General features: G+C 49.5%; 24 protein-coding genes and 2 tRNA genes. 10 read left to right on the forward strand and 16 right to left on the reverse strand.

What is annotated here, in order from left to right:
• Window positions 1-12: 12 nt before the first annotated feature.
• From mraY to mraZ, 9 genes are all read right to left on the reverse strand, one after another.
• The gene (gene mraY / locus ACM67B_RS09745; RefSeq protein WP_416189447.1) at window positions 13-1,095 is read right to left on the reverse strand and encodes a phospho-N-acetylmuramoyl-pentapeptide-transferase; all 1,083 of its coding nucleotides are present in this window, start codon (window positions 1,093-1,095) and stop codon (window positions 13-15) included.
• 114 nt (window positions 1,096-1,209) lie between these two features.
• Window positions 1,210-2,577 (reverse strand): UDP-N-acetylmuramoyl-tripeptide--D-alanyl-D-alanine ligase, encoded by a 1,368-nt coding sequence (locus ACM67B_RS09750; RefSeq protein ID WP_416189448.1) that lies wholly within the window; start codon window positions 2,575-2,577, stop codon window positions 1,210-1,212.
• A 117-nt stretch (window positions 2,578-2,694) separates the two neighbouring features.
• The gene (locus ACM67B_RS09755) at window positions 2,695-3,216 is read right to left on the reverse strand and encodes a M23 family metallopeptidase (RefSeq protein WP_416189449.1); all 522 of its coding nucleotides are present in this window, start codon (window positions 3,214-3,216) and stop codon (window positions 2,695-2,697) included.
• Between the two features lie 49 nt (window positions 3,217-3,265).
• Window positions 3,266-3,634: a hypothetical protein gene (locus ACM67B_RS09760; RefSeq protein ID WP_416189450.1), complete on the reverse strand. Its 369-nt coding sequence runs from the start codon at window positions 3,632-3,634 to the stop codon at window positions 3,266-3,268.
• Between the two features lie 17 nt (window positions 3,635-3,651).
• On the reverse strand, window positions 3,652-5,127 hold the full coding sequence (locus ACM67B_RS09765) for a UDP-N-acetylmuramoyl-L-alanyl-D-glutamate--2,6-diaminopimelate ligase (RefSeq protein WP_416189451.1): 1,476 nt from the start codon (window positions 5,125-5,127) through the stop codon (window positions 3,652-3,654).
• 24 nt (window positions 5,128-5,151) lie between these two features.
• Window positions 5,152-6,903, reverse strand: a complete 1,752-nt coding sequence (locus ACM67B_RS09770; protein WP_416189452.1) for a peptidoglycan D,D-transpeptidase FtsI family protein — start codon at window positions 6,901-6,903, stop codon at window positions 5,152-5,154.
• Between the two features lie 83 nt (window positions 6,904-6,986).
• A complete protein-coding gene (gene ftsL / locus ACM67B_RS09775; RefSeq protein ID WP_416189453.1) occupies window positions 6,987-7,250 on the reverse strand; it encodes a cell division protein FtsL in 264 nt (87 codons plus the stop codon).
• 53 nt (window positions 7,251-7,303) lie between these two features.
• Window positions 7,304-8,263: a 16S rRNA (cytosine(1402)-N(4))-methyltransferase RsmH gene (gene rsmH, locus ACM67B_RS09780; RefSeq protein ID WP_416189454.1), complete on the reverse strand. Its 960-nt coding sequence runs from the start codon at window positions 8,261-8,263 to the stop codon at window positions 7,304-7,306.
• On the reverse strand, window positions 8,260-8,715 hold the full coding sequence (gene mraZ, locus ACM67B_RS09785; RefSeq protein WP_416189455.1) for a division/cell wall cluster transcriptional repressor MraZ: 456 nt from the start codon (window positions 8,713-8,715) through the stop codon (window positions 8,260-8,262). Before mraZ ends, rsmH begins: the two co-directional genes overlap by 4 nt.
• Window positions 8,716-9,066: 351 nt before the next feature.
• Here mraZ and ACM67B_RS09790 point away from each other — a divergent pair, with 351 nt between their 5' ends.
• The 5 genes from ACM67B_RS09790 (at window position 9,067) to ACM67B_RS09810 (ending at window position 11,831) form a co-directional block, all read left to right on the forward strand.
• Window positions 9,067-10,218 (forward strand): class I SAM-dependent methyltransferase, encoded by a 1,152-nt coding sequence (locus tag ACM67B_RS09790; protein ID WP_416189456.1) that lies wholly within the window; start codon window positions 9,067-9,069, stop codon window positions 10,216-10,218.
• Between the two features lie 85 nt (window positions 10,219-10,303).
• Window positions 10,304-10,660, forward strand: a complete 357-nt coding sequence (locus ACM67B_RS09795; RefSeq protein ID WP_416188879.1) for a helix-turn-helix domain-containing protein — start codon at window positions 10,304-10,306, stop codon at window positions 10,658-10,660.
• 23 nt (window positions 10,661-10,683) lie between these two features.
• Window positions 10,684-11,457, forward strand: a complete 774-nt coding sequence (locus ACM67B_RS09800) for an IS3 family transposase (RefSeq protein ID WP_416188878.1) — start codon at window positions 10,684-10,686, stop codon at window positions 11,455-11,457.
• Window positions 11,458-11,636: 179 nt separating this feature from the next.
• Window positions 11,637-11,713, forward strand: a tRNA-Met gene (locus ACM67B_RS09805).
• A 42-nt stretch (window positions 11,714-11,755) separates the two neighbouring features.
• Window positions 11,756-11,831, forward strand: a tRNA-Ala gene (locus ACM67B_RS09810).
• A gap of 146 nt (window positions 11,832-11,977) precedes the next feature.
• Here ACM67B_RS09810 and ACM67B_RS09815 read toward each other — a convergent pair.
• Window positions 11,978-12,577, reverse strand: coding sequence for an RDD family protein (locus tag ACM67B_RS09815; RefSeq protein WP_416189457.1), 600 nt, complete (start codon window positions 12,575-12,577; stop codon window positions 11,978-11,980).
• Window positions 12,578-12,728: 151 nt separating this feature from the next.
• Between ACM67B_RS09815 and asd the strand changes: the two genes are divergently transcribed.
• Window positions 12,729-13,841: an aspartate-semialdehyde dehydrogenase gene (gene asd / locus ACM67B_RS09820; RefSeq protein WP_416189458.1), complete on the forward strand. Its 1,113-nt coding sequence runs from the start codon at window positions 12,729-12,731 to the stop codon at window positions 13,839-13,841.
• A gap of 101 nt (window positions 13,842-13,942) precedes the next feature.
• Here asd and ACM67B_RS09825 read toward each other — a convergent pair whose 3' ends face one another.
• The 6 genes from ACM67B_RS09825 to ACM67B_RS09850 all read right to left on the reverse strand — a co-directional run bounded on the left by ACM67B_RS09825 (window position 13,943) and on the right by ACM67B_RS09850 (window position 18,791).
• Window positions 13,943-14,350: a ClpXP protease specificity-enhancing factor gene (locus ACM67B_RS09825; RefSeq protein WP_416189459.1), complete on the reverse strand. Its 408-nt coding sequence runs from the start codon at window positions 14,348-14,350 to the stop codon at window positions 13,943-13,945.
• A 16-nt stretch (window positions 14,351-14,366) separates the two neighbouring features.
• Window positions 14,367-14,972, reverse strand: coding sequence for a glutathione S-transferase N-terminal domain-containing protein (locus ACM67B_RS09830; RefSeq protein WP_416189460.1), 606 nt, complete (start codon window positions 14,970-14,972; stop codon window positions 14,367-14,369).
• A gap of 192 nt (window positions 14,973-15,164) precedes the next feature.
• Complete coding sequence (locus ACM67B_RS09835; RefSeq protein ID WP_416189461.1) at window positions 15,165-15,953, reverse strand: cytochrome c1; 789 nt, start codon at window positions 15,951-15,953, stop codon at window positions 15,165-15,167.
• A gap of 14 nt (window positions 15,954-15,967) precedes the next feature.
• Entirely contained in the window at window positions 15,968-17,317 is a 1,350-nt protein-coding gene (locus ACM67B_RS09840; protein ID WP_095502299.1) for a cytochrome b, read from the reverse strand.
• 18 nt (window positions 17,318-17,335) lie between these two features.
• Entirely contained in the window at window positions 17,336-17,917 is a 582-nt protein-coding gene (gene petA, locus ACM67B_RS09845; protein WP_416189462.1) for a ubiquinol-cytochrome c reductase iron-sulfur subunit, read from the reverse strand.
• 124 nt (window positions 17,918-18,041) lie between these two features.
• The gene (locus ACM67B_RS09850) at window positions 18,042-18,791 is read right to left on the reverse strand and encodes a Nif3-like dinuclear metal center hexameric protein (protein WP_416189463.1); all 750 of its coding nucleotides are present in this window, start codon (window positions 18,789-18,791) and stop codon (window positions 18,042-18,044) included.
• Between the two features lie 187 nt (window positions 18,792-18,978).
• Here ACM67B_RS09850 and ACM67B_RS09855 point away from each other — a divergent pair, with 187 nt between their 5' ends.
• From ACM67B_RS09855 to ACM67B_RS09870, 4 genes are all read left to right on the forward strand, one after another.
• A complete protein-coding gene (locus tag ACM67B_RS09855) occupies window positions 18,979-19,908 on the forward strand; it encodes a LysR family transcriptional regulator (protein ID WP_416189464.1) in 930 nt (309 codons plus the stop codon).
• 331 nt (window positions 19,909-20,239) lie between these two features.
• Complete coding sequence (gene mgtE, locus ACM67B_RS09860) at window positions 20,240-21,697, forward strand: magnesium transporter (RefSeq protein WP_416189465.1); 1,458 nt, start codon at window positions 20,240-20,242, stop codon at window positions 21,695-21,697.
• A gap of 333 nt (window positions 21,698-22,030) precedes the next feature.
• A complete protein-coding gene (locus ACM67B_RS09865) occupies window positions 22,031-23,290 on the forward strand; it encodes a putative DNA modification/repair radical SAM protein (RefSeq protein ID WP_416189466.1) in 1,260 nt (419 codons plus the stop codon).
• 75 nt (window positions 23,291-23,365) lie between these two features.
• Window positions 23,366-24,163 (forward strand): TIGR03915 family putative DNA repair protein, encoded by a 798-nt coding sequence (locus ACM67B_RS09870; RefSeq protein WP_416189467.1) that lies wholly within the window; start codon window positions 23,366-23,368, stop codon window positions 24,161-24,163.
• Window positions 24,164-24,177: the final 14 nt, after the last annotated feature.

The raw sequence follows: 24,177 nt of genomic DNA on the forward strand, positions 1-24,177 counted from the left end.
CGGCCTGTTTCATTAGCGGATTTTCAAGGTGCTCAAACCAATCAGCACCAACACAATGGTGATAATCCAAAAGCGCACCACCACTTGCGTTTCTTTCCAGCCTTTTTGTTCGTAATGATGGTGAATCGGCGCCATCAGGAAAATGCGTTTTTTGGTGCGTTTATACCAGCCGACCTGCAACATCACCGAAATCGCTTCCACCACAAACAAACCGCCCATGATGAACAACACGATTTCCTGACGCACAATCACCGCCACCGTACCCAAAGCCGCACCCAAAGCCAATGCGCCCACGTCGCCCATAAAAACTTGCGCCGGATACGCGTTAAACCACAAAAAGCCCAAACACGCCCCACACATCGCCGCGCAGAATATCACCACTTCATTGGCGCCGGCCACATAAGGCAATTGCAGATAGCGGGCAAATTCGGTGTGGCCGCTGGCATAGGCAAAAATAGCCAAGCCGCCGGCTACCAACACCACCGGAAACGCGGCCAAACCGTCCAAACCGTCGGTCAGGTTCACCGCATTAGATGTGCCGACAATCACCAGATAAGTCAGCACCACGAAGCCGATGCCACCCAAAGGATAAGCAATTTGCTTGAAAAACGGTACAATAAATTCGGTGCTAGAAGGCAGCTCGGCCGCGTAAAACAGGAAAATACCGGCCAGCAAAGCCACAGACGATTGCCACACCATTTTGAATTTGGCCGATACGCCGTTTGGGTCTTTATAAACCACTTTGCGCCAGTCATCATAAAATCCCAGCGCGCCGGTTGACAGCAACACCGCCAGCAAAATCCAGATATACGGATTGCCCCAATTGCCCCACAACAAAGTCGATACGGTAATCGCGGTCAAAATCAGCGAGCCGCCCATGGTCGGCGTGCCGTTTTTCACCAAGTGGGTTTGCGGACCATCGGTACGCACCGCTTGGCCGACTTTCAACGCCGTCAGCTTGCGAATTGTCCACGGACCGAGCAGCAGTGAAAACACCAGCGCGGTCAATGCCGCCATCACCGCACGGAATGTGGTGTATTGGAAAACGTTCAGCGCAGTAAACCAATCGCTGAAATGGGCAAGCCATAAAAACATTCAAACTTCCTTTTTTACTTTTTGGTCAGCAAGGCAACACCGCTGCCCTGCCGCGTTAAATGATGATGACAGGCCGTCTGAAAAACCAATCGGTTCAGACGGCATTCAATAATTTCAGACGGCCTCTGCATTGATCAATGCTTCAACCACTTCTTCCATTTTCATAAAGCGCGAACCCTTCACCAGCACATGCGCATTTTGCGGCAAATCATGGCTCATCACTTGAATCAGCGGGTCTTTGGCCGCAAACCACAAACCATCGGCGCCAAATGTTTCCGCTGCTTCCACGCTGTCGTCGCCGACAAAATAGGCAAACTCAATGCCTTTGTCACGCGCATAGACACCGACTTCGGCGTGCATGGCGGCGGCTTCGTCTTCGCCCAACTCGCCCATATCGCCCATCACAAACACGCGTGGGGCAGGCAGGGCGGCCAATACGTCCAGCGCGGCTTTCATGCTGTCGGGATTGGCGTTGTAGGTGTCGTCAATCAGAGTCGCGCCTTTAATGCCTTGTTTGATTTGCAGGCGGCCTTTGATGTTGCTGAAATGCTTGAGGCCGTCTGAAATCTGTTGCAGGCTCAAACCTGCTGCATGTGCCAAAGCGGCTGCCGCACAAGCATTGCTGACATTGTGCTTACCCGGCACCGGCAACACCACCGCCGCACACTCGTCGCCACATACCAAATCAAATTCGCAAGATAGTGGTTTCAACACGATATTTTCGGCATGCACATCGCCGCTTTGCGCACCAAAAGTTTGCGTTTTCAGACGGCCTGTGGCGGCTTTGAAGGTGTCAATATTGGCATCTTCACACGGAATCAATGCGAGGCCGTCTGAAGCCAAACCTTCATAAATTTCGCTTTTGGCTTTGGCAATGTCGCCCACGCCGTCAAAACCGCAACCGACGTGCGCGCGCAAGGCATTGTTCACCAGCGCCACATCGGGCTGGGCGATGCGGGTCAACTGCGACAATTCGCCGAAATGGTTCATGCCCATTTCAATCACGGCATAGCGGTGTTGTTCATTTAATTTCAACAAGGTCAGCGGCAAGCCGATGTGGTTGTTGAAATTGCCCTCTGTGGCCAACACAGCTTCATCACCGAACTGATGGCGCAAGACACCGGCCAGCATTTCTTTTACTGTGGTTTTGCCGCTTGAGCCGGTCACGCCGAACACAAACGGATCCACGTTATCGCGCCACGCTTTGGCCAACGTTTGCAAGGCTGCCAAGGTATCTTCTACCTTCAACGAACCTTCCAGCCACGCACAATCTTCACGCGACACCACCACTGCTGCCGCGCCGCGTTCCAACACATCACAGACAAAATCATGTGCGTCGAAATGTTCACCTGCTAGCGCAAAAAACACATCGCCGATTTGAATATCGCGGCTGTCGGTCACAATACGCTGCACCGGCTGATTTTCAGACGGCATGGGCAGGTTGAGGGCTTGGCAGATGAAGTGTAAATCTAAAGGTTTCATGGTTTCTTTGGCTGGTTTGTTTTTTTCAGACGGCCTATCAAAAGCTGAGGCCGTCTGAAAAGATGGCTGTGTACGCCAATAATTAGGCGGCGCATTTTTTAGGGCGGATAATTTTACCTACTTATTCTGATTAATCAAGGGATAAGGATTCACCGCACCGCTTGGCAGATAAACGCCGTAATGCAAATGCGGCCGCGTGCCTTTGACATTGCCCGTGTCGCCAACATAACCGATGGTTTGTCCGGCTTTCACGCGCTGGTTGAGTTTGATGTTGGCAAATTTATTCAAGTGGGCATAATAATGCCATGCGCCGGGGCCTTGAATACCGATGACTTTGCCGCCAAGTTTGTTGTTGCCGATTTTGGTCACCACGCCGTTGGTGGTGCTGCGGATTTTGGTGTTTTTCTTGGCGAAAATATCCACACCTTCATGCCGGCGGCCGTGACTGCGGGCAACCTGCCATGTATCGCTGAAACGATGACCTTTAACCGGATTCATCAGGCTGCCGGCAGCTGGTGGCGTTTGCGCGCGCAAATGGGCGATTTCGGCATTGGGGTGCGGCAATTTTCCGCTACTGCAACCAAACAATAAAACGAAGGTGACTCCGATTAAAAAAGCGCGGTGAAGTGTGTGGGGCATGAATCTTCTTTCTTGTTCAGACGGCCTGCTTCATCAAGGCCGTCTGAAATCAACCTTGTACTTTTTCTGCTTTCAAAATCACCTGATATTGCTCCATGGCCGAGCGGAAGGCTTCATCGGCCGCTTCTACTTGGTCGGTTTGGAACGCATTTTCGGCACGGCGGAAATGTTCTTCACCCAGCGCCCATAGGTCAGGGTGTTTTTTGGCATATTTTTTGGCATAGGTGCGGTTGTTCATCACCAAATGGCGCAAACCGTATAAGGTGTATTGCGGATTGACGCTGTGGCTGGTTTTATTGAATTTAAACACTTCGCCGCTACTATTTTCTGCTTGGGCAGCCGGTTTCTCCACTGCTTTTTCGCCGCAGGCAGTCAATGCCAATATGGCAGCCATACACAGGCCGATGGTGTATTTCATGGTGTCGTCTTTCTTTATTAACGCTCGTCCAACGCGGCTTTGGCAATTTCAAAGTCGGAAAAATGATGCTTCACACCCTGCATGTCTTGGTAGGTTTCGTGGCCTTTTCCGGCAATTAAAATGATGTCGTTTGCCGCGGCATGGGCAACCGCGTATTCAATTGCCGCTTTGCGGTCGGCTTCGACTTTTTCAGGTTGGCGCACCGCAGGCAGAATATCGTTGATGATGTCTTGCGGATGCTCCATGCGTGGATTATCGCTGGTCACGACCACTTTATCCGCTCCGGCCACTGCCGCCGCGCCCATCAACGGGCGTTTACCGCGATCGCGATTGCCGCCGCAGCCAAACACACACCACAGCGCGGCATCGTTTGGTTTGATTTCCTGCAAGGTGGCCAAGGCTTTTTCCAACGCATCAGGCGTGTGCGCGTAATCGACCACCACCAAAGGTTTGCCGCTATTCATGATGCAATCCATGCGGCCGGTAGCCGGTCTGACTTGCGCCAAAACCTGCAATACTTTATCCAGCGGATAACCATTGGCACACAGCAAGCCGACACATGATGCCAAATTCTGCGCATTGAATCGGCCCAGCAAGCCGCTGTTGCATTCGCCTTTGCCCCATGGCGTATCAAACACCACAGTCATGCCGTCTGAAGATGCTTGAAACTCAACAATGCGGATATCAGCATCGGCATGAAAACCATAGCCATACACCGCCAATTCAGGCTTATCTTGTTTCAGACGGCCTATTAAAGCGGCACCGTATTCATCATCGACATTAATCACGGCGTGCTTCAAGCCCTGCCAGTAAAACAGACGAGCCTTAATGTCGCCGTACGCTTCCATGGTGCCGTGATAATCGAGATGATCACGCGTGAGATTGGTGAAAATGGCCGTCTGAAACGGCACGCCGTTAACACGGAATTGGTCTAAACCGTGGCTCGACACTTCCATCGCTGCCACAGTAGCACCTTGTTGTTTGAATTTATGCAGCAAGGTTTGCACGGTGACCGGATCAGGGGTGGTGTGGCTGGTTTCTTCCAGTTTGCCCCAAAAACCGTTGCCGACTGTACCGATAATGGCGCACGGTTCACCCAATAAATCAGCGGCTTGCGCCAGCCATTGGGTGATGGAGGTTTTGCCGTTGGTGCCGGTCACGCCCCATACTTTGAGGCCGTCTGAAACATTGCCGTACACTTCGGCGGCCAGCATACCGGCGCGGTGTTTCAAATCTTTAATGCCTTGATTAGGCACATTCCATTCTGGATTCCAAGCAAAGCGGCCGTCATCATCCCAAAACACAAATGCTGCACCGTTGGCAATCGCTGCCGGAATATAGCTGCGGCCATCGGTATATTCGCCTTGACAGGCAACAAAAATATCACCAGCCTTGATTTGGCGGCTGTCTGAATGCAACAAACGCTCTGCTGCGTTTTCACACAGCAGAGCAGGTAAGTCGGTTTCAGCCAATGGAATTAACTCGCTGAACATAATATTCTCTTTACTGCTTAAAAATTAAGAGGAGGCTTTTTCTTTCGGTTTCAATGCACTCAGCGGTTTGGTTGGTGAGACACCCAAAATATTCAAACTACCACCCATTATTTCCTTAAATACCGGGCCTGCCACCACACCGCCGTAGTAACCGTTTTTGGTCGGCTCATCCACCGTCACTGCTACAATCACGCGCGGATTTTTAGCTGGAGCAAAACCGATAAAGGTGGCAACGTGTTTGTTGTCAACATAGCGACCGCCAACCAATTTACGCGCCGTACCGGTTTTGGCACCAACATCGAAACCATCAACCGCACCGGCTGTACCGGTACCGCCTTCTTCTGTTACCGATACCATCATTTCACGTACTTTACGTGCGGTCTCGGCTTTAATAACCCGCTTACCTTTAGGAGCCACGACTTGTTTTTCAAAACTTACCGGTAACAAAACACCATCATTCGTCAAGGTCGTATAAGCACGCGCCAACTGCAGCAGGCTTAATTGCAGACCATAACCGAAAGACATGGTCGCCTGCTCAATCGGCTGCCATTTACGCCAGCTGCGTAACAAACCGGCAGTCTCCCCCGGAAAGCCCGAATGCATGCGCACACCTACACCCAATTCATGATAAAAATCATACATTTCTTTGGGTTTAAACATCGCCGATAATTTACTGGTACCGACGTTAGACGATTTTTGCATAATACCGCGTACATCCAATTTCGGATAAACATGGGTATCACGTACAGACGAACTGCCAATTTTATATGGCATGGTATTAAAAACCTCATCGGCAGTGACTTTCCCCGCATCCAACGCTTTGGCAATAGTAAACGGCTTCATGGTTGATCCCGGCTCGATCATGTCGGTTACTGCCCGGTTGCGCCGCTGCTCACTGCTGGCCTTACCTGGAATATTCGGATCATAAGCCGGGCTGTTTACCAAAGCCAAAATCTCACCGGTTTGCGCATCCAACACCACCGCTGTACCGGCTTTGGCTCGGTGGTAATCCACAGCTTTATTCAATTCTTCGTAAGCTAAGGTTTGAATACGCTGATCCAGTGATAACACCATGTCCTGACCATTTTTCGGCTCACTGTTACGTGGTGAATCCAAGCTGTCAACAATATTGCCTTTATTATCGCGCAATACGACTTTGGCACCGGCCTCACCACGCAAGCTGTCTTCACGTGACAGTTCCAAGCCTTCTTGGCCTTTGCCATCAATATTGGTAAAACCGATGACATGCGCAAACAAATTGCCCATCGGATAATGGCGTTTCAATTCTTTTTGGAAACCCAAACCTTTAATGCCCAAAGTGGTAATGGTGTCTGCCGTTTCTTGGCTTAATTGGCGCTTCAAATAAACGAAATCACGGTCTTTGCGGTTTAAGCGCTCATGAATGGTTTCAACCGGCATATCCAAAATAGCCGACAATTGTGCCATTTGACTGGCATTGGGCATTTCATCAATACTTGAAGGCATCGCATACAAAGATTCAGTCGGCGCACTCAACGCCAAGGTTGCACCGTTGCGATCGGTAATCATACCGCGCGATGCAGGCAAGGTCAGGGTGCGCACAAACCGTTGATCTCCCTGATTCTTTAGAAATTCATGCTGCGTGGTCTGCAAATAAAAACCGCGGCCCAACAAACCGACAAATGCCGCGACAATCAGCACCAAAACCACACAAATCCGCACATCACTGGTGATGGGTTTCTTGGTTTTAACCGGCTTTTGAATCATCTGCGGCTTATATTCATTCTTAATTAACATCGTAAACTTCTCGTTGTGAATACCTGCGCGGCATGGCCGCATGGACGTTTTCTCTCGTTTTATTCTTAAAATGCAGGAGTTTATTATTTACGACGCTCAACCATTACGGTATTGCGCGATGTCGGCGGCTGCAGGTTCTGCTTTTCCGCAGCCACTTTAATCAGTTTATGATTAGCCAAACGCGCCTGCTCCAGCTTCAAGCGGGCGTAATCTTGATCCAGTTTGATTTGCTGCTTTTGCGCCTTATCTAAAGCGATAAAGTGTAAGCGCGATTGGTTTTGCACAGTGACCACCATCACACCTGTCGCAAAAACAGCCACTAATAATAATGCGTTTAATTTATTCATTTCACTTCAACCGACCGCCTGACTTTCAGATGGCCTGACAAACCGTATAGAGATTATTGGGCAGTAAAGCTGCCTGCCGTGCGTTCCGCCACCCGCAATACTGCGCTTCTGGCACGGGGATTGGCTGAGGTTTCCGCCTCGCTGGGTTTGATGGCTTTCCCCACCAACACCAAAGGCGGTTGCGGCAAATCAGATTCTTTTACTGCCGCCCAGCGTGGCAACGGTTCATGTTGTGAATGCTTTTTCATAAACTGCTTCACAATACGGTCTTCCAAGGAATGAAATGCAATCACTGCCAATCGACCGCCTTCGTTCAGACGGCCTACCACTTGCGGCAAGACGGCTTCTACTTCTTCGAGCTCACGGTTAATAAAGATGCGAACTGCTTGGAAGGTGCGCGTTGCTGGGTCTTGTCCGCGCTCACGAGTACGGACGTTTTGTGCCACGAGCTGCGCCAGCTTGCGGGTTGTATCAATGGGCGCTTCTTCGCGCGTTGCAACAATGGCGCGCGCAATCTGGCGACTAAACCGCTCTTCACCATAATTTTTTATCACCTCATGTAATTCTTGCTCACTCGCCACGGCCAACCATTCTGCTGCCGACATGCCGCGAGTCGGATCCATACGCATGTCTAAAGGCGCATCGAAACGAAAGCTGAAACCGCGTTCGCCCTCATCAATCTGCGGCGATGAGATACCTAAATCAAACAAGGCACCATCAATCTTTGCTATGCCCAATTGATTCAAGGCCGTCTGAAAAGTGGCAAAGCCGTCATGCACCACGCTGACCCGTTTATCCTGCTCGGCCAATTGATTGGCTACTGCAATCGCTTGCGGGTCTTTATCAAACACCACTAAGCGCCCTGCCGCACCCAGCTTCGATAAAATCAGACGGGAATGCCCTCCCCTACCGAATGTGCCGTCAACGTAAACGCCGTCTTCACGGATATTCAAACCATCCACTGCCTCATTTAGCAGCACGGTAATATGTTGATAATCTTCAGCTTTACTCACAGTTGCAAATCCGTTTGACTCAATTGGAAGGCCAACTCATCAGGATCGATATCCAAAGCCTGATTCATCTCTTCTTCCCAATGTTGGCGACCCCACAGCTCCAAACGGTTGGCGCGGCCTACTAAGGTAACTTCTTTGTCGAAATCGACACGCTTGCGCAAATTGGCAGAAATCAGAATACGGCCAGAGCCGTCCCATTCCAGCGTTTCCGCATTGTGCAACAGTAAATTCTGATAACGCTGCAAAGTGGGATTACCTGCCACTTTCATGCTCAACAATTGCGCCGAAACACGCGCCCACTCAGCTTCAGGATAAAGCAGCAGCTTTTGGCGCGAATCCAGTGTCACCACCAGCGAAGGAGTGTATTGGCGCGACAAAAGGTCACGGAATTTAGCCGGAATGGCCAACCGCCCTTTGCTGTCTATGCTCAATTCATGAGAACCGCCAAACACGTTTCTACCCTCTAGCTTGGTTAATCAAAATCTGGGGACATCTGACACTTTCGCCCACTTTACCCCACCAGCCTACACTATAAGAAATTTTCATACTTCGGTCAAATCAACACCAGACCAAAAATAGAGCCGCATTACAGAAAAAACTTATTAAAATACAATGATATAAATATAAAGCAGCATAGCCCCCAATCCGTTCCGCATACGCATAAGCCATAAAAAAATACAATATATTGTGTTTAAAATATAAAACAAACACAAAATATTGTATTTACAGCCGCTGTTTCGAGACTTATTCATTCACGCTATAATGTCGCAGCAAATTCTAAATTTTTACATTATCTAACAGTCATGAAGCCACATATTCCCCAGCCATCTGACGAAGCCCGCCAGTCGAGCCAGCAACTTTGCCAACACATCCACCAAGAAATTATTGCCCATGACAACTGGCTGCCATTCTCCCGCTTCATGGAACTTGCGCTTTATCACCCCGAATTTGGCTACTACACCGGCGGCAGCCATAAAATCGGCGCTTCCGGCGATTTCATCACCGCCCCGACACTTTCCCCTTTATTCGCTTACACATTAGCGCGCCAACTCAACACCCTTTTACCGCAAACCGCCGGCAATATTTACGAATTCGGCGCAGGCACAGGCCGATTGGCCGCAGATTTGCTAAACCATCTTTCAGACGGCCTAAAAAACTACTACATCATTGAATTATCAGCCGAATTGGCACAACGCCAACGCACTTGGCTAAACCAGCAGCTAAGCCCTGAATTAAGCAAAAAAGTCATCCATCTTTCTACTTTACCCGACACCCTCGACGGCATCATTTTAGGCAATGAAGTGCTCGATGCCATGCCAATTGAGCGCGTGCATTACCAAGCAGGCGAATTTCATCAAGTTGGTGTCAGCATAGAAAACCAGCAATTCATACAAACCGCCAAACCTTTACTATCCCCAACATTAATGCAAGCCGCAAAAGCCTACCTCCCCCCTATCGAAGGTTACACCAGTGAATTGCACCCCGCCCAATATGCGTTTATCGCCACGCTTTCGCAAAAATTAGCACGCGGTGCAATGATTTGGATTGATTACGGCTTTGATGCGCAACAGTATTACCACACGCAGCGCAACGACGGCACATTTATCGGCCATTACCGCCACCACACCATTCACGACCCGTTTTTCCATATCGGCCTGACCGACCTGACCGCGCACGTCAATTTTACCGACATCGCCCAAGCCGCCACCGATGCCGGGCTGGATTTTATCGGCTACACCACGCAAGCGAATTTTCTGCTCAATCTGGGCATCACCGACCTACTGGCCGCAACCGGTGATGTCGATTCTGCGGCCTATTTGCGCGAAGCGGCAGCAGTACAAAAATTACTCAACCAACACGAAATGGGCGAGCTGTTCAAAGTCATTGCCTTTGGCAAGCACATTGATGTCGATTGGCAAGGCTTTCAATTTGGCGACATCAGCCATAAGTTATGAGCAAGTTTGTAGGCCGTCTGAACATTTGAACTGCACCCCAAAAGTTGGACACTTTCCCCCAACTTTAAAAAGGTGCAGTTTTCTTATGTCCAAATATACACTAGACTTCAAATACCGAGCCGTACTCCATTACCATCAAGTGCACAGCCAACAGCGTACCGCAGACCATTTCAACGTCTCACGCACACACCTGCGCCGTTGGATTGCCGCCTACCGTCAAGGCGGTATAGCCGCACTTCAGCACCCACAGGCTACGCTTATGAAGACTACGCAGACCAAACGCAACAATCCCTTTATCGTCGACAAACCCGACCATGAAAAAACTCAGGCAGAGCTGATTGAAGAGTTACGCTACATGAGGGCGGAGATCGACTACCTAAAGCACATGAAAGCCCTCAACGAAAAGAACGCCACCAAAGTTGCGAAACCGTTCAAACGCTGAGGGCGAAGCACCTGCTGAAATACTTGTTGCACAGTGCCGGCATACCCAAAAGCAGTTTCTACTACCACATCGGTAAATCCGATCCCGATATGGAAGCCAAAGCGGCGGTGAGTGAAGTTTATCACCAACACAAAGGTCGCTACGGCCAACGGCGGATTGGAGCTGTATTATCGTGGAATAAAAAGAAAGTGCAGCGTATTATGGGATTATTGGGTTTGAAAGCCAAAGTGCGCAACAAAAAATCCTATCGTCCGCAAGTTATAGGAGAGACGTCGAAAAACATCCTTAAGCGTGCATTCACTGCTGATAAAGCGGGAGATAAATGGTTGACCGATGTGACCGAGTTTAAATGCACCGACGGCAAACTGTACTTATCGCCGATATTGGATGTATTCAATCGTGAGATTGTGGCTTATGAGCTCAGTAGAAAGCCGGACAGCAAGATGGTCATGCAGATGCTGGATAAGGCATTCGGCCGTCTGAAAGGGCAGACCCCGCTGCTGCATTCTGACCAAGGTGTGCTTTACCGAACTCAGGCTTATCGGGAAAAGCTGGCGGAGAAAGGCATTGTGCAGAGCATGTCGCGCAAAGGGAATTGCTGGGACAATGCACCGATGGAGAGTTTCTTCGGGACATTAAAAGTGGAAAGCTTCTATCAGGAAGGTGTGTTATCGGTGGCAGAGTTGACCAAAGTGATAGATGATTACATACGTTACTACAATTATGAACGTATTAGTTTGAATTTAAAAAAGCTGAGTCCTGTGGCTTACAGGACCCAGCTTGAACAGGCTGTTTGAGAAAGATTTTTAATTTGTCCAAGAATTGGGGGACAGTTCAATTTTTCAGACGGCCTACAAAGCTGATTTCAGATATTTGACAGATTTTTTTACCATTTAAAATCAATCAACAAGAAAATTTTTAGCAATTAACCCTTGCCAATGATTCAAAAAAACATATAATAGCGACTTCACGAAACGGCGAATTAGCTCAGTCGGTTAGAGCAGAGGAATCATAATCCTTGTGTCCGGGGTTCGAATCCCTGATTCGCCACCATATTTAAACGAGTTGAAATCTGATTTCAACTCGTTTTCCCAAGGGGGTATAGCTCAGTTGGTAGAGCGCTTGCATGGCATGCAAGAGGTCAGCGGTTCGATCCCGCTTACCTCCACCAGATTTAAAAAAGCTCTTGCTTCATGCAAGAGCTTTTTTATTGACTATCAAATGGCTAACCGACAATACTATCAATAACTGCGCCCAACATATTGCCTTCCCTTCACATCATAAAGGCCGTCTGAAACATTCAGACGGCCTCATTACTTAACGCTTCGGCAATTCCACCACAACCGTATTCGCCAAATAATCCTGCAGGGTGCGGCGGTCGCTTTTCACTTTAAACAACATCACCACACACGCCACATAAGCCGCAAGCTGAATAAAGTTACTCAATAAATCAAACATATCGGGATTACCGGTAATCGATTGGGCGATATAGGCAATAATTCCTGCGGCCAAGCCCAATAAGAAGTAATAAGCTACTTCGCGCATAAACACCGTACCGAAAAAGCCGGGATTGGTACCATCGGTTTTCAACACCCGAATACCCAGCATTTTTTTGCCCAATGATTGACCGTCTTTACTCATAAAATAAATCTGCGCCACACCATAAATCACCAACACGGCAATGCCGATCATTACCCAAGTCATGTTGATTTCAGGCAGAGTGAATTCTTTTGACGCACTGGCACGTTGCAGATAACCACTCTCTCCGGTCAACACCGAAATAATCAACGGAATATAAGCAGCAATATTCAACATACTATTGATGATGACCGCCCCTATCCGCTTCATCGGCGGCGCCAAATCCACTTCAATTTGCGGCTCCATCATTTCAGACGGCATCGAATTCATATCATTCATACGTTCACCTTTTGATGAGATTCACACACGCATATTTGCGCATTTGCAAAAAAATTCAATAAAAACCTTTACATTTTTTTCAGACGGCGTTAAAACACTTACTTTACTCATTTCAGAATTTTGTTAACAATTTTCCCTCAAGGAGCACAGAATGAAAGTAGGTTTCGTTGGTTGGCGCGGCATGGTCGGCTCAGTATTGATGCAACGCATGAAAGAAGAAAACGATTTCGCCCACATTCCTGAAGCGTATTTCTTCACCACATCCAACGCCGGCGGCACCGCCCCTGATTTCGGCCAAGCAGCCAAAACCCTGCTGGATGCCAATGATGTGGCCGAATTGGCCAAAATGGACATTATCGTCACCTGCCAAGGCGGCGATTATACCAAAGCGGTTTTCCAACCACTTCGCGACAGCGGCTGGAACGGCTACTGGGTCGATGCAGCCTCTTCTTTGCGCATGGCCGATGACGCTATTATCGTCTTAGACCCAGTTAACCGCAACGTTATTGACGACGGCTTGAAAAACGGCGTGAAAAACTACGTCGGCGGCAACTGCACCGTATCCCTGATGCTGATGGCATTGGGCGGCTTGTTCCAAAACGATTTGGTCGAATGGGCCACCAGCATGACCTATCAAGCCGCATCCGGTGCCGGTGCGAAAAACATGCGCGAACTGATTGAAGGCATGGGCGCCATCAAAGCACAAGTGGCCGATGAATTGGCCGATCCTTCCAGCGCTATTTTGGACATTGACCGCAAAGTTTCCGACTTCCTGCGCAGCGAAGACTATCCAAAAGCCAATTTCGGCGTGCCTTTGGCCGGCAGCCTGATCCCTTGGATTGATGCCGACTTAGGCAACGGCCAATCCAAAGAAGAATGGAAAGGCGGCGTGGAAACCAACAAGATTTTGGGCACTGAGCAACCAATCGTGATTGACGGTTTGTGCGTGCGCATCGGCTCAATGCGTTGTCACAGCCAAGCCATCACGCTGAAGCTGAAAAAAGATTTGCCGGTTGACGAAATCGAACGCATTTTGGCCGAAGCCAATGATTGGGTGAAAGTGGTGCCAAATGAAAAAGAAGCCAGCATGAACGGCCTGACTCCCGCTGCGGTAACCGGCACGCTAACCGTACCTGTCGGCCGTATCCGCAAGCTGGGTATGGGCGGCGAATACATCAGCGCGTTTACTGTTGGCGACCAATTGCTGTGGGGCGCAGCCGAACCATTGCGCCGCGTATTGCGTATTATTTTGGGCAATCTGTAAGCTAACAAACAAAAAGAGCAACGATTCAAGACGTTGCTCTTTTTATGATTCAAAGGCCGTCTGAAAATATTCAGACGGCCTTTTTGTTTTTTTAGGAAAGCTTATTTCACCAGCTTCAAACCTTTTTTCGGTTTAAATTCTGTTTCCGCTTCAGCAGCAGGCTTCTGCTCGGCTGCTTTATTGACTGAATCAGGCGCATAAGGTTCGACTTCAAAGCCCATACCTTCGCCACTTTCTCTGCCAAAAATGCTGACAATATGTCCCACCGGAATCCAAATATCGTGCGCCACACCACCGAAACGGGCTGAGAAATTAACCCATTCGTTATCAATATTCAAATTATGGCTGGCAGTTTGGCCGATGTTTAACACAATCTCGTTTTCGCGCACATACTGCATCGGCACGCGCGTATGCTCGTTTACCCACGCGACGATATGCGGTGTTTGGTTGTTATCCAAACACCATTCATATAAGGCACGGATTAAATAAGGTTTGGTACTGGCAGTCATCTGCCCTCCTAGACGATTAACGGCGCATGGCTTTTTCAGCCGGCGTCAAAGCTTCGATAAAGGCTTCGCGTTGGAAAATACGCTCAGCGTATTTCAACAATGGCGCAGCGGTTTTGCCCAATTTGATGTCGTAATAATCCAAGCGCCACAACAATGGCGACAAGGCAACATCAATCATCGAAAATTCATCACCTAAGATGTATTTGTTTTTCGAGAATGCCGGCGCCAACAAGGTCAAACCGTTGCCAATCGCTTCACGCGCTTTGGCTTGCTCTTTATTGGTTGATTCAGCGTTTTCCAAAACCTGTACCAAGCTGAACAATTCTTTTTCCATGCGGTGTAAAACCAAACGGCCGCGACCACGCATCACCGGATCACCCGGCATCAATTGCGGATGCGGGAAACGCTCGTCAATGTATTCGTTGATGATGTTTGATTCATACAAAATCAAATCGCGCTCGACCAATACCGGCACTTGGTTATACGGATTCATCACCGCCAAATCTTCCGGCTTGTTAAAAATATCCACGTCTTTGATTTCAAAATCCATGCCTTTTTCGTACAACACGAAACGGCAGCGCTGACTAAACGGGCAAGTAATGCCTGAATATAAAGTCATCATAGCGTTTGGCTCCTAATTGCGTACCGCCTTTCAGACGGCCTATATATAAAGTTAATGGCTTGATTATATACGATTGCGTGATTTAAAGCTAGAAAATCGAGTTAATGCTTTATTTTTATTGATTATTTTTCAAAATTTCTATTCAGCAAATACAAAAAAGCAAGCCCGAAGGCTTGCTTTTTACTTTACTTCTTAGTGAACGTCTTTCCAGAATTCTTTCTTCAGGAAGTACGCCAATGGCAACATCACTGCCAACAAGAAAATCATCACGATGTAGCCGGTACGGTGGCGTTGCAATTGCGCCGGCTCACCCATGTAGACCATGAAATTCACCAAGTCGCGGGCATAATCGTCATACTCTTTCTCGATGACTTTACCGTTTGGCAAGCGGCGGGAATGCAAACCGGTTGACTCCCAGTAGAGTTTCGGCTCTTTCACTCCATGCTCGTTTTCAACCCAAATCGGTTGGCCTTTGTCGTCCAACTCAACCGCTTTCACGCCTTGTTGCTCCCACAAAGGATGAGGCATGCCGACTTTGTCGAATACGGTGTTGTTCCAGCCGTTAGGACGGGTCGGATCTTTGTAGAAGCCGCGCATGTAGGCATACAGGTAATCTGCGCCACGCGAGCGGGCAATCAGCGTCAAATCCGGTGGCGCGGCGCCAAACCATTTTTCACCATCTTTCGGATGCATGGCTGACAACATTACATCACCCACGTTATCGGTCGTGAACATCAGGTTTTTCTTGATTTCATCATCAGTCAAACCGATGTCTTTCAAACGGTTGAAACGCATGCCGGTCGCTGAGTGACAAGACAAGCAATAGTTGGTAAAAATCTGCGCACCGCGTTGCAAGCTCACTTGGTCACGCAAGTCGATGTCAACTTTTTCGTAAACCGCATGATCGCCGGCAGCCATCGCTGCACTCATCGGTACTGCCAACAATAAGGCAGCAAACCAGTTTTTAAGTGTTTGTTTCATTTTCGCTGCCCTCATTAGATATTCACTGCAAACAGATACGAGCCAATCAAGGTAATCGCTACGTAAACGAAGAACATAACTTTCTGTTTGGTCGTGCTCATGGTTACACGTTCCGGAACCGGTTTGTCTTTATCCAGTTTGGTGTAGAACGGCATACCCAAGAAGAAGGCGAAATAAACAACCGACAAGATACGCGCTACTAAAGTACGGGTATCGGTCGCTACCAATGCACCCAAAATACCCAAGCCGATGAACGAAATCACAAACAATACCACGGCAATCTTAAACAGCGGACCACGGTAGCGGATAGATTTCACTTCACCTTTATCCAGCCAAGGCAACAGGGCAATCAATACCACAGCAGCACCCATCGCAATCACACCCCAAACTTGCGTACCCAAGAATGAAGGTACGGCACGCAAAATCGCGTAGAACGGTGTGAAATACCATACCGGTGCAATGTGAGCCGGAGTTTTCAGCGGGTTGGCTGCGTCAAAGTTTGGTTTTTCCAGGAAGTAACCGCCGCCTTCAGGTGCGAAGAACATCACGGCACAGAATACAATCAGGAATACCACCACACCTAAGATGTCTTTCACGGTGTAGTAAGGATGGAAAGGAATACCGTCTAAAGGTACGCCGTTTTCATCTTTCAGCTTCTTGATTTCCACGCCGTCAGGGTTGTTAGAACCCACTTCGTGCAAGGCAATCACGTGCGCCACAACCAGACCGATCAATACCAATGGTACGGCAATCACGTGCAAGGCGAAGAAGCGGTTCAAGGTTACGTCAGATACGTTAAAGTCACCACGAATCCAAGTAGACAAGTCTGGACCGATTACCGGAATGGCGGCAAACAGGTTAATAATTACCTGCGCACCCCAGAACGACATCTGCCCCCAAGGCAACAGGTAACCCATAAAGGCTTCTGCCATCAAGGCCAAGAAAATCAGCGAGCCGAATACCCAAACCAATTCGCGTGGTTTTTTGTACGAACCGTACACCAAGCCGCGGAACATATGCAGGTAAACGACGATAAAGAAGAATGATGCGCCGGTAGAGTGCATGTAGCGGATAATCCAGCCACCAGATACGTCGCGCATAATATATTCTACCGCGGTAAAGGCCGCAGGCAGATGGTAGGCATTCAAGTTGCCGTCTGGTTTGTAGTTCATGGTCAGGAAAATGCCGCTGACGATTTGAATCACCAGCACCAGCAAGGCCAACGAACCGAAGTAATACCAGAAGTTGAAGTTTTTAGGAGCATAATACTGAGCCAAGTGCTCATTCCACATTTTAGTCAGCGGAAAACGAGCATCTACCCAGCCTAACAATGCTTTTGCTTTGTCATTGGTTTGGTTTGCCATAGTTTCAGTTCCTTATTATTAGTCTTCGCCTACCAAGACGGTTGTATCGCTCAAATATTTATAAGGCGGTACCACCAAGTTGGTCGGTGCAGGAACACCTTTGTACACACGGCCTGCAATATCGAATTTCGAACCGTGGCAAGGGCAGAAGAAACCGCCTTTCCAATCTGCGCCCAAATCAGCCGGCGCAATATCAGGGCGATAGGTCGGAGAGCAACCCAAGTGGGTACAAATACCGATGGCAACCAAAATATTCGGTTTGATCGAACGGGTTGCATTTTTCGCGTATTCAGGCTGTTGTTCCGCATCTGAATTCGGGTCAGCCATTTGACCATCCAACGTTTTCAGATCGTTCAACTGCTGCTCTGTGCGATTAACAATCCAAATTGGTTTGCCCTGCCATTCGGCAGTCATCATTTGGCCAGCTTCGATTTTGCTGACATCTACTTCGATGGCAGCACCAGCGGCTTTGGCTTTTTCCGAAGGGAAAAAACTTGCCACGAAAGGCGTTACCACACCTAAGGCAGCCACACCGCCTGCGCCGCAGGTTGCGAGCGTCAGGAAACGGCGGCGGCCGTTATTGATTTCTTGATTATCCATTATTCAGTCGTCCTAAGAATTTTGGGAATACCGAGCCATTAAACAGTGTAATTCTACCTAGTTTGTTGTAATACTCAAAGCATTATTTAAAATAAGGTAAAGATTTTGTGATATTTCTCAATGTTTAGGCCGGATTTTGTTCGTCAAAGCGACATATTTCGACATTAAAGACATCGGCGATTGCCTTGCCCAGCGCCTGTACGCCGTAACGTTCGGTAGCATGATGGCCGGCGCTGATAAACGCCACACCACATTCGTTGGCCAAATGGTATTGCGCTTCGGATATTTCACCGGTCACATACGCATCCACCCCTTCGTCAATGGCCGTCTGAAAAAAGCCTTGCGCCCCGCCGGTACACCACGCAATACGTTTGATTTCGCGATTCATGTCGCCCACAATCACCGGCTGGCGCTGCAATTTGTCAGCCATACTGTCTGAAAGCTGCTGTAAGGTTTTCGGTTTATTCAAATGGCCTATATTTAATAGGTTTTGATCACCGCATTGGTAATCCAATTCCCAACCCAATAAAGCCGCCAATTGCGCATTGTTGCCCCACTCCGGATGCGCATCCAAAGGCAGGTGGTAGCCGACCATATTGATTTGGTGTTGCAATAATGTTTCGATACGCTCTTTTTTCCAGCCGGTGATGGTCAATGGCTCGCTTTTCCAAAACATACCGTGATGCACCAGCAACATATCCGCACCTTGTTCGACAGCAAAATCAATGGCTGCTTTACTGGCGGTTACCGATGTCGCGATTTTGTTGACTGTTTCGCGCCCTTCTACCTGCAAACCGTTGGGCGCATAGTCTTTAAACATATTCACTTGCAAATTTTCTCGGCACCAATCCAATATTTCCTGACGTGTCGCCATATTGTCTTCCTTTGCTCACATTCTTCTAAAGTAGCGCATTTTATCTGAAAATCCCCTGCGCTTTTCAATCATTACACTTGAATAACCGTTCTCATTCACGCACCTGATTATTAATCGTTTGCACATCAACATGAATTATTTTAATATTCATACTTCACAAACACAGGCCGTCTGAACGGAAACACCCATGGATTCGATTATTGAACTGCGACACTTAAAAACCCTGCTGGCATTGGAAGAAACCGGCAGCGTTTCCTTGGCGGCCAAACGCGTTTTCCTGACACAATCTGCTCTGTCGCACCAAATCCGCGCTTTGGAAAACTATTACGATACGCCTTTGTTTGAACGCAAATCCACCCCCTTGCGCTTTACACCAGCCGGCGAACGCTTGCTGCAACTGGCGCGTGATCTGATGCCGCAAGTCGCCACTGCCGAGCGCGATTTGGCGCAGATTATTGAAGGAGAAGCGGGTGAATTGCGCGTGGCGGTGGAATGCCATACCTGTTTCGACTGGCTGATGCCAGCAATGGGGGAATTTCGTCCGTTGTGGCCGCAAGTGGAATTAGATATTGTTTCCGGCTTCCACGTCGATCCAGTCGGCTTGTTGCTGCAACACCGTGCCGATGTGGCGATTGTTTCCGAAGCCGAGCCGCAACCGGGCATTACTTATTTCCCACTGTTTTCTTATGAAATGGTCGGTATTTGTGCCAAAGATCACCCATTGGCGCATAAAAATATTTGGGAAGCGGAAGACTTTACTGATGAAACGCTGATTACCTATCCCGTTCCCGACGATATGTTGGATTTGGTGAAAAAAGTATTGAAACCAAAAGGCGTGAACCCGCCGCGCCGCCACAGTGAACTCACCATCGCCATTATCCAATTGGTCGCCAGCCGCCGTGGTATTGCCACCCTGCCTTATTGGACAGTGATGCCGTATTTGGAAAAAGGCTACGTTACCTCGTGCAAAATCACTTCAGACGGCCTGCGCAGCGAACTTTACGCCGCCATGCGCACAGAAGACGTGAACAAAAGCTATATTGATAATTTCTGCCAAATCGTACGCGACCGCAGCTTTGCCGATTTATCGGGCTTGAGCGTATTGGAAATGAAATAATTTGATGTTTCATTAACAAGGCCGTCTGAAAGTTATTCTTTCAGACGGCCTTGTTATTGTGTTCATTCCTTTTATAACAATCTACCTTATTCATCAAACAGTCATTTTTTTGAAATAAAATCTCAGGCCGTCTGAACGATTCAGACGGCCTTTGATGTAAAGAATAGTAAACCGCCCCAAAAAAGTGTAGAATACGCCCCGTTTATCACTCTTGTCTCACGCAGACTGACCCGTCATGGACCTTCCCAGTAGTTTATTGACCGAAGACACCATCCGCAACGCCCCTCACTAATCCCGCCGAATGCTCTACCGCACGGCGGGCGGAGCATTTATGAGCCACGAACCAGAACACAAAATCCACGAAGCCGCTGATGCCGGTGAAAGCGATGTTGAGCGCATTGCCGCCGATTTCGACCACATCCACGCGCTGTGTGAAATTCTCGAACCTGCCTTCCCGCAAATCGAAGCCAGCACGCCGATTGAAGATGAAGCCCTGCGCCTCAAGTTCACCGAGCTGACCGTCTTATTGAGCGAATTGCACCCTGCCGACGTCGCCGACGTACTCGAATCGCTGCCACAGCGCGAACGTAACATCGTTTGGCTGTTGGTGGCGCCGGAAGACGACGGCGAAGTCTTGCTGGAAGTGTCCGATTCCGTCCGCGAAACGCTGATTGAATCGATGGACAAAGACGAGCTGCTCGCCGCCATCGATGACTTAGACGCCGACGAATTGGCCGAACTGGCCGATGATCTGCCGCACCAAGTGGTTTACGAAGCGCTGCAAACGCGTGACGAAGAAGAGCGCGCGCAGGTTCAGGCGGCCATGTCGTATGAAGACGACCAAGTCGGCGCAATTATGGACTTCGAACTGGTCAGCATCCGTGCCGACGTGGCCTGTGAAGTGGTGTTGCGTTATCTGCGCCGTTTTGAAAGCCTGCCCGACCATACCGACAAAATTTTCGTGGTCGATGAAAACGATATTCTCAAAGGCGTGTTGACCATCCGCAGCCTGCTGGTGGCCGACCCCGAAGAATTGGTAGAAAACGTGATGGCCACCGATGTGGTGCGCTTCCGACCTGACGACAATGTCGAAGAAGCCGCGCAAGCGTTTGAGCGCTATGACTTGGTAACCGCGCCGGTTATCGATGAAAACAAAAAACTCATCGGCCGTATCACTATTGACGAAATCGTCGACGTGATCCGTGAAGAATCCGAAGCAGACATGTTAAACATGGCCGGTTTGCAGGAAGAAGAAGACTTGTTTGCGCCGATTTTGGATTCGGTAAAAAACCGCTGGATGTGGCTTGCCATCAACCTGTGCACCGCCTTTCTTGCCAGCCGCGTAATCGGCGCGTTTGAAGGCAGCATCGAAAAAATCGTCGCTTTAGCCGCTTTAATGCCGATTGTGGCCGGTATCGGCGGCAACTCGGGCAACCAAACCATTACCATGATTGTGCGTGCAATGGCGGTCGGTCAGATTACCGGCATTCAAGCGAGCAAACTGCTGAAAAAAGAAGTCGGCGTGGCCTTGGTCAACGGCGTGTTGTGGGGCAGCGTGATGGGGCTAGTTGCATGGATGCTGTATGGAAACTTAGGCATAGGTTTGGTGATGGTCGCCGCCATGACCTTAAACCTGCTGTTGGCCGCTACCGTGGGTGTGTTGATTCCGGTGGTGCTCGATAAAGCCGGACGCGACCCGGCATTGGGCAGCTCGGTGCTGATTACCGCCGTCACCGACTCGGGCGGCTTCCTGATTTTCTTAGGTTTGGCGACGATTTTCCTGCTTTAATATCCATATCGAGGCCGTCTGAACAATGTTCCAGACGGCCTGAGACCTTTGTAAAACTCATTCAAATATCAGAACACACATAACCTCCGTCATTCCCGCGCAGGCGGGAATCCATTTATGAGAACGGAAACCTATTGAATAAAAAAGTTTCTTAGACGATAAGATGGATTCCCGCCTGCGCGGGAATGACGGCGGTTTTGGCTTTTATTGGCATGTCTGGTTTTTTGCAAAGATCTCTACTTTTTGCCCGCTTTTTACTAAATAAAATCTTACAAGACTAAATAAAAATAATGTTTTATAATTTGATAAATAATATTTTTCTTAGTTTTGACTATGGATTACGATAAAATCAACCGCAAACTGGCGATTTTGGCGGACGCAGCCAAATATGATGTATCCTGCTCGTCCAGCGGCGGCTCACGCAAAAACGACGGCGGCTTGGGCAACTCTTCCCGCGCGGGCATTTGCCACAGCTTCACTGAAGACGGCCGCTGCGTGTCGCTGCTCAAAATCCTACTCACCAACCATTGCATCTACGATTGCGCCTATTGCGTGTCGCGCCGCAGCAATGATGTGCCGCGCGCTGCATTTACGGTGGAAGAAGTGGTCGATTTGACCATGAGTTTTTACCGACGCAACTACATCGAAGGACTGTTTCTCAGCTCGGGCATTTTCAAAAACGCTGACTACACCATGGAACGCTTGGTGCGTATCGCCAAAAAGCTGCGCACCGAACACCGCTTCAACGGCTATATCCACCTCAAAGCCATTCCCAAAGCCTCGGATGAAATCCTGCAGGAAGCCGGACGCTACGCCGACCGCTTGAGCATCAACATGGAAATCCCGACCGTTTCAGGCTTGGAGCGACTCGCGCCCGAGAAAAAACACACCGACATCACCCAGCCCATGCTGTTTGTCAAAAACGAAATCGCCGCCACCGCCGACAGCCGCAAAACCATCAAATCCACACCAAAATTCGCGCCGGCCGGACAAAGCACGCAGCTTATTATCGGCGCCAGCGGTGAAAACGACCGCCAAATTATTCACGCCGCCGGACGCTTTTATCAAAACTACGGCCTCAAGCGCGTGTATTACTCGGGCTATGTGCCGGTTCTGGAAGACAGCCGCCTGCCGCCCTTATCGGCGCAAGTGCCGCTGCGGCGCGAAAACCGTCTGTATCAGGCCGATTGGTTGATGCGGTTTTACGGTTTTGCCGACCACGAAATACTCGACCGCGAGCAGCCTTTTCTCGATTTGGATTTCGACCCCAAACTGGCTTGGGCGCTGCGCCATCGTGCCTATTTCCCCGTGGCCTTGCAACACGCGCCTCTGGAAATGATTCTGCGCGTGCCCGGCATCGGCGTGAAATCGGCCAAACGCATCGTGCAAGCGCGCCGCTTCCGTATGTTGACGTGGGCTCAGTTGGTGAAAATGGGCATCGCCCTCAACCGCGCGCGCTATTTCATCACCCTGCCCGAACCCAACCGCTACGCCGCCTTAATCGACAGCCCGAATTTACGCAGCCTGCTGTTGCAGCAGACCCGCTCGAAATTCATGCAAAGCGATGCGGTACAGGGCGATTTGTTCGGCTAAACATAACAGGCCGTCTGAAAGCCATGCACTGCTTTACCATGACTTTTCAGACGGCCTCTTTAGTGTAAAACAATCATGACCACACCCGACCAATACACACTCATCTACGATGGCAGCTTCGACGGCCTGCTCAGCGCGGTGTTTACCGTGTATGCCGGCAAATACCCGCCCGATTGCGTGCACATCACCGCTGACCCCAACGATGCCGATTTGTTCGGCCACACCGTCTCCGTGACCAGCAACCCCGACCATGCCGCACGCGTGCTTGAGCGTTTGCAGCGGCAATTGGGCAGACGCGGCATCCAAACGCTGCTTTACGGTTTCCTTATCAACGATAAAGACATGCCCGACACCTTCCTGCGCATTGTCCGCTTAGCCTTGGCGCAACCCGACCGCCCGAATATTCTCAGCGACTACGGCCACCCCGACGTGATGCAGTGGGCGCAATGGGTAAAAACCGTCGGCCGCGAAAAGCACCATATGGAAGCATTTGTGCGCTTTGAAGAATATCATGTGCAGGGCGAAGCCGAGCCGATTTACATCGCCCGCATCGAGTCGCAGTTTGATATTCTGCCGCTGATTACGCGTTTTTTCCGCAACCGCTACGCCGACCAGCAATGGCTGATTTTCGATGTCGGCCGCAGTTACGGCGTGTATTTCGACAAAACCGCCGTGCATCAAATCCGTGATTTGGATACTTCCGGCGAACACGCCGCCGCCCCATCCGAGCGCGAGCAGCATTATCAAAAGCTGTGGCAACGTTATTTCAAAAGCGCCACCATCACGTCGCGCATCAACCTGCGCCAACACCGGCAAATGATGCCGCAGCGCTATTGGCGTTACCTGACGGAAAAGCGGCCGATGTTGCCATGAAAAAATGCCGTCTG

The organism is Neisseria sp. CCUG17229 (assembly GCF_047839235.1).
Lineage (GTDB): Bacteria > Pseudomonadota > Gammaproteobacteria > Burkholderiales > Neisseriaceae > Neisseria > Neisseria brasiliensis.

Excerpts from the sequence above, each read along its gene's own strand:
- mraY (WP_416189447.1), bottom strand. The coding sequence starts at position 1,095 with ATGTTTTTATGGCTTGCCCATTTCAGCGATTGGTTTACTGCGCTGAAC.
- ACM67B_RS09750 (WP_416189448.1), bottom strand. The coding sequence starts at position 2,577 with ATGAAACCTTTAGATTTACACTTCATCTGCCAAGCCCTCAACCTGCCC.
- ACM67B_RS09755 (WP_416189449.1), bottom strand. The coding sequence starts at position 3,216 with ATGCCCCACACACTTCACCGCGCTTTTTTAATCGGAGTCACCTTCGTT.
- ACM67B_RS09760 (WP_416189450.1), bottom strand. The coding sequence starts at position 3,634 with ATGAAATACACCATCGGCCTGTGTATGGCTGCCATATTGGCATTGACT.
- ACM67B_RS09765 (WP_416189451.1), bottom strand. The coding sequence starts at position 5,127 with ATGTTCAGCGAGTTAATTCCATTGGCTGAAACCGACTTACCTGCTCTG.
- ACM67B_RS09770 (WP_416189452.1), bottom strand. The coding sequence starts at position 6,903 with ATGTTAATTAAGAATGAATATAAGCCGCAGATGATTCAAAAGCCGGTT.
- ftsL (WP_416189453.1), bottom strand. The coding sequence starts at position 7,250 with ATGAATAAATTAAACGCATTATTATTAGTGGCTGTTTTTGCGACAGGT.
- ACM67B_RS09790 (WP_416189456.1), top strand. The coding sequence starts at position 9,067 with ATGAAGCCACATATTCCCCAGCCATCTGACGAAGCCCGCCAGTCGAGC.
- ACM67B_RS09795 (WP_416188879.1), top strand. The coding sequence starts at position 10,304 with ATGTCCAAATATACACTAGACTTCAAATACCGAGCCGTACTCCATTAC.
- ACM67B_RS09815 (WP_416189457.1), bottom strand. The coding sequence starts at position 12,577 with ATGAATGATATGAATTCGATGCCGTCTGAAATGATGGAGCCGCAAATT.
- asd (WP_416189458.1), top strand. The coding sequence starts at position 12,729 with ATGAAAGTAGGTTTCGTTGGTTGGCGCGGCATGGTCGGCTCAGTATTG.
- ACM67B_RS09825 (WP_416189459.1), bottom strand. The coding sequence starts at position 14,350 with ATGACTGCCAGTACCAAACCTTATTTAATCCGTGCCTTATATGAATGG.
- ACM67B_RS09830 (WP_416189460.1), bottom strand. The coding sequence starts at position 14,972 with ATGATGACTTTATATTCAGGCATTACTTGCCCGTTTAGTCAGCGCTGC.
- ACM67B_RS09835 (WP_416189461.1), bottom strand. The coding sequence starts at position 15,953 with ATGAAACAAACACTTAAAAACTGGTTTGCTGCCTTATTGTTGGCAGTA.
- ACM67B_RS09840 (WP_095502299.1), bottom strand. The coding sequence starts at position 17,317 with ATGGCAAACCAAACCAATGACAAAGCAAAAGCATTGTTAGGCTGGGTA.
- petA (WP_416189462.1), bottom strand. The coding sequence starts at position 17,917 with ATGGATAATCAAGAAATCAATAACGGCCGCCGCCGTTTCCTGACGCTC.
- ACM67B_RS09850 (WP_416189463.1), bottom strand. The coding sequence starts at position 18,791 with ATGGCGACACGTCAGGAAATATTGGATTGGTGCCGAGAAAATTTGCAA.
- ACM67B_RS09855 (WP_416189464.1), top strand. The coding sequence starts at position 18,979 with ATGGATTCGATTATTGAACTGCGACACTTAAAAACCCTGCTGGCATTG.
- mgtE (WP_416189465.1), top strand. The coding sequence starts at position 20,240 with ATGAGCCACGAACCAGAACACAAAATCCACGAAGCCGCTGATGCCGGT.
- ACM67B_RS09865 (WP_416189466.1), top strand. The coding sequence starts at position 22,031 with ATGGATTACGATAAAATCAACCGCAAACTGGCGATTTTGGCGGACGCA.
- ACM67B_RS09870 (WP_416189467.1), top strand. The coding sequence starts at position 23,366 with ATGACCACACCCGACCAATACACACTCATCTACGATGGCAGCTTCGAC.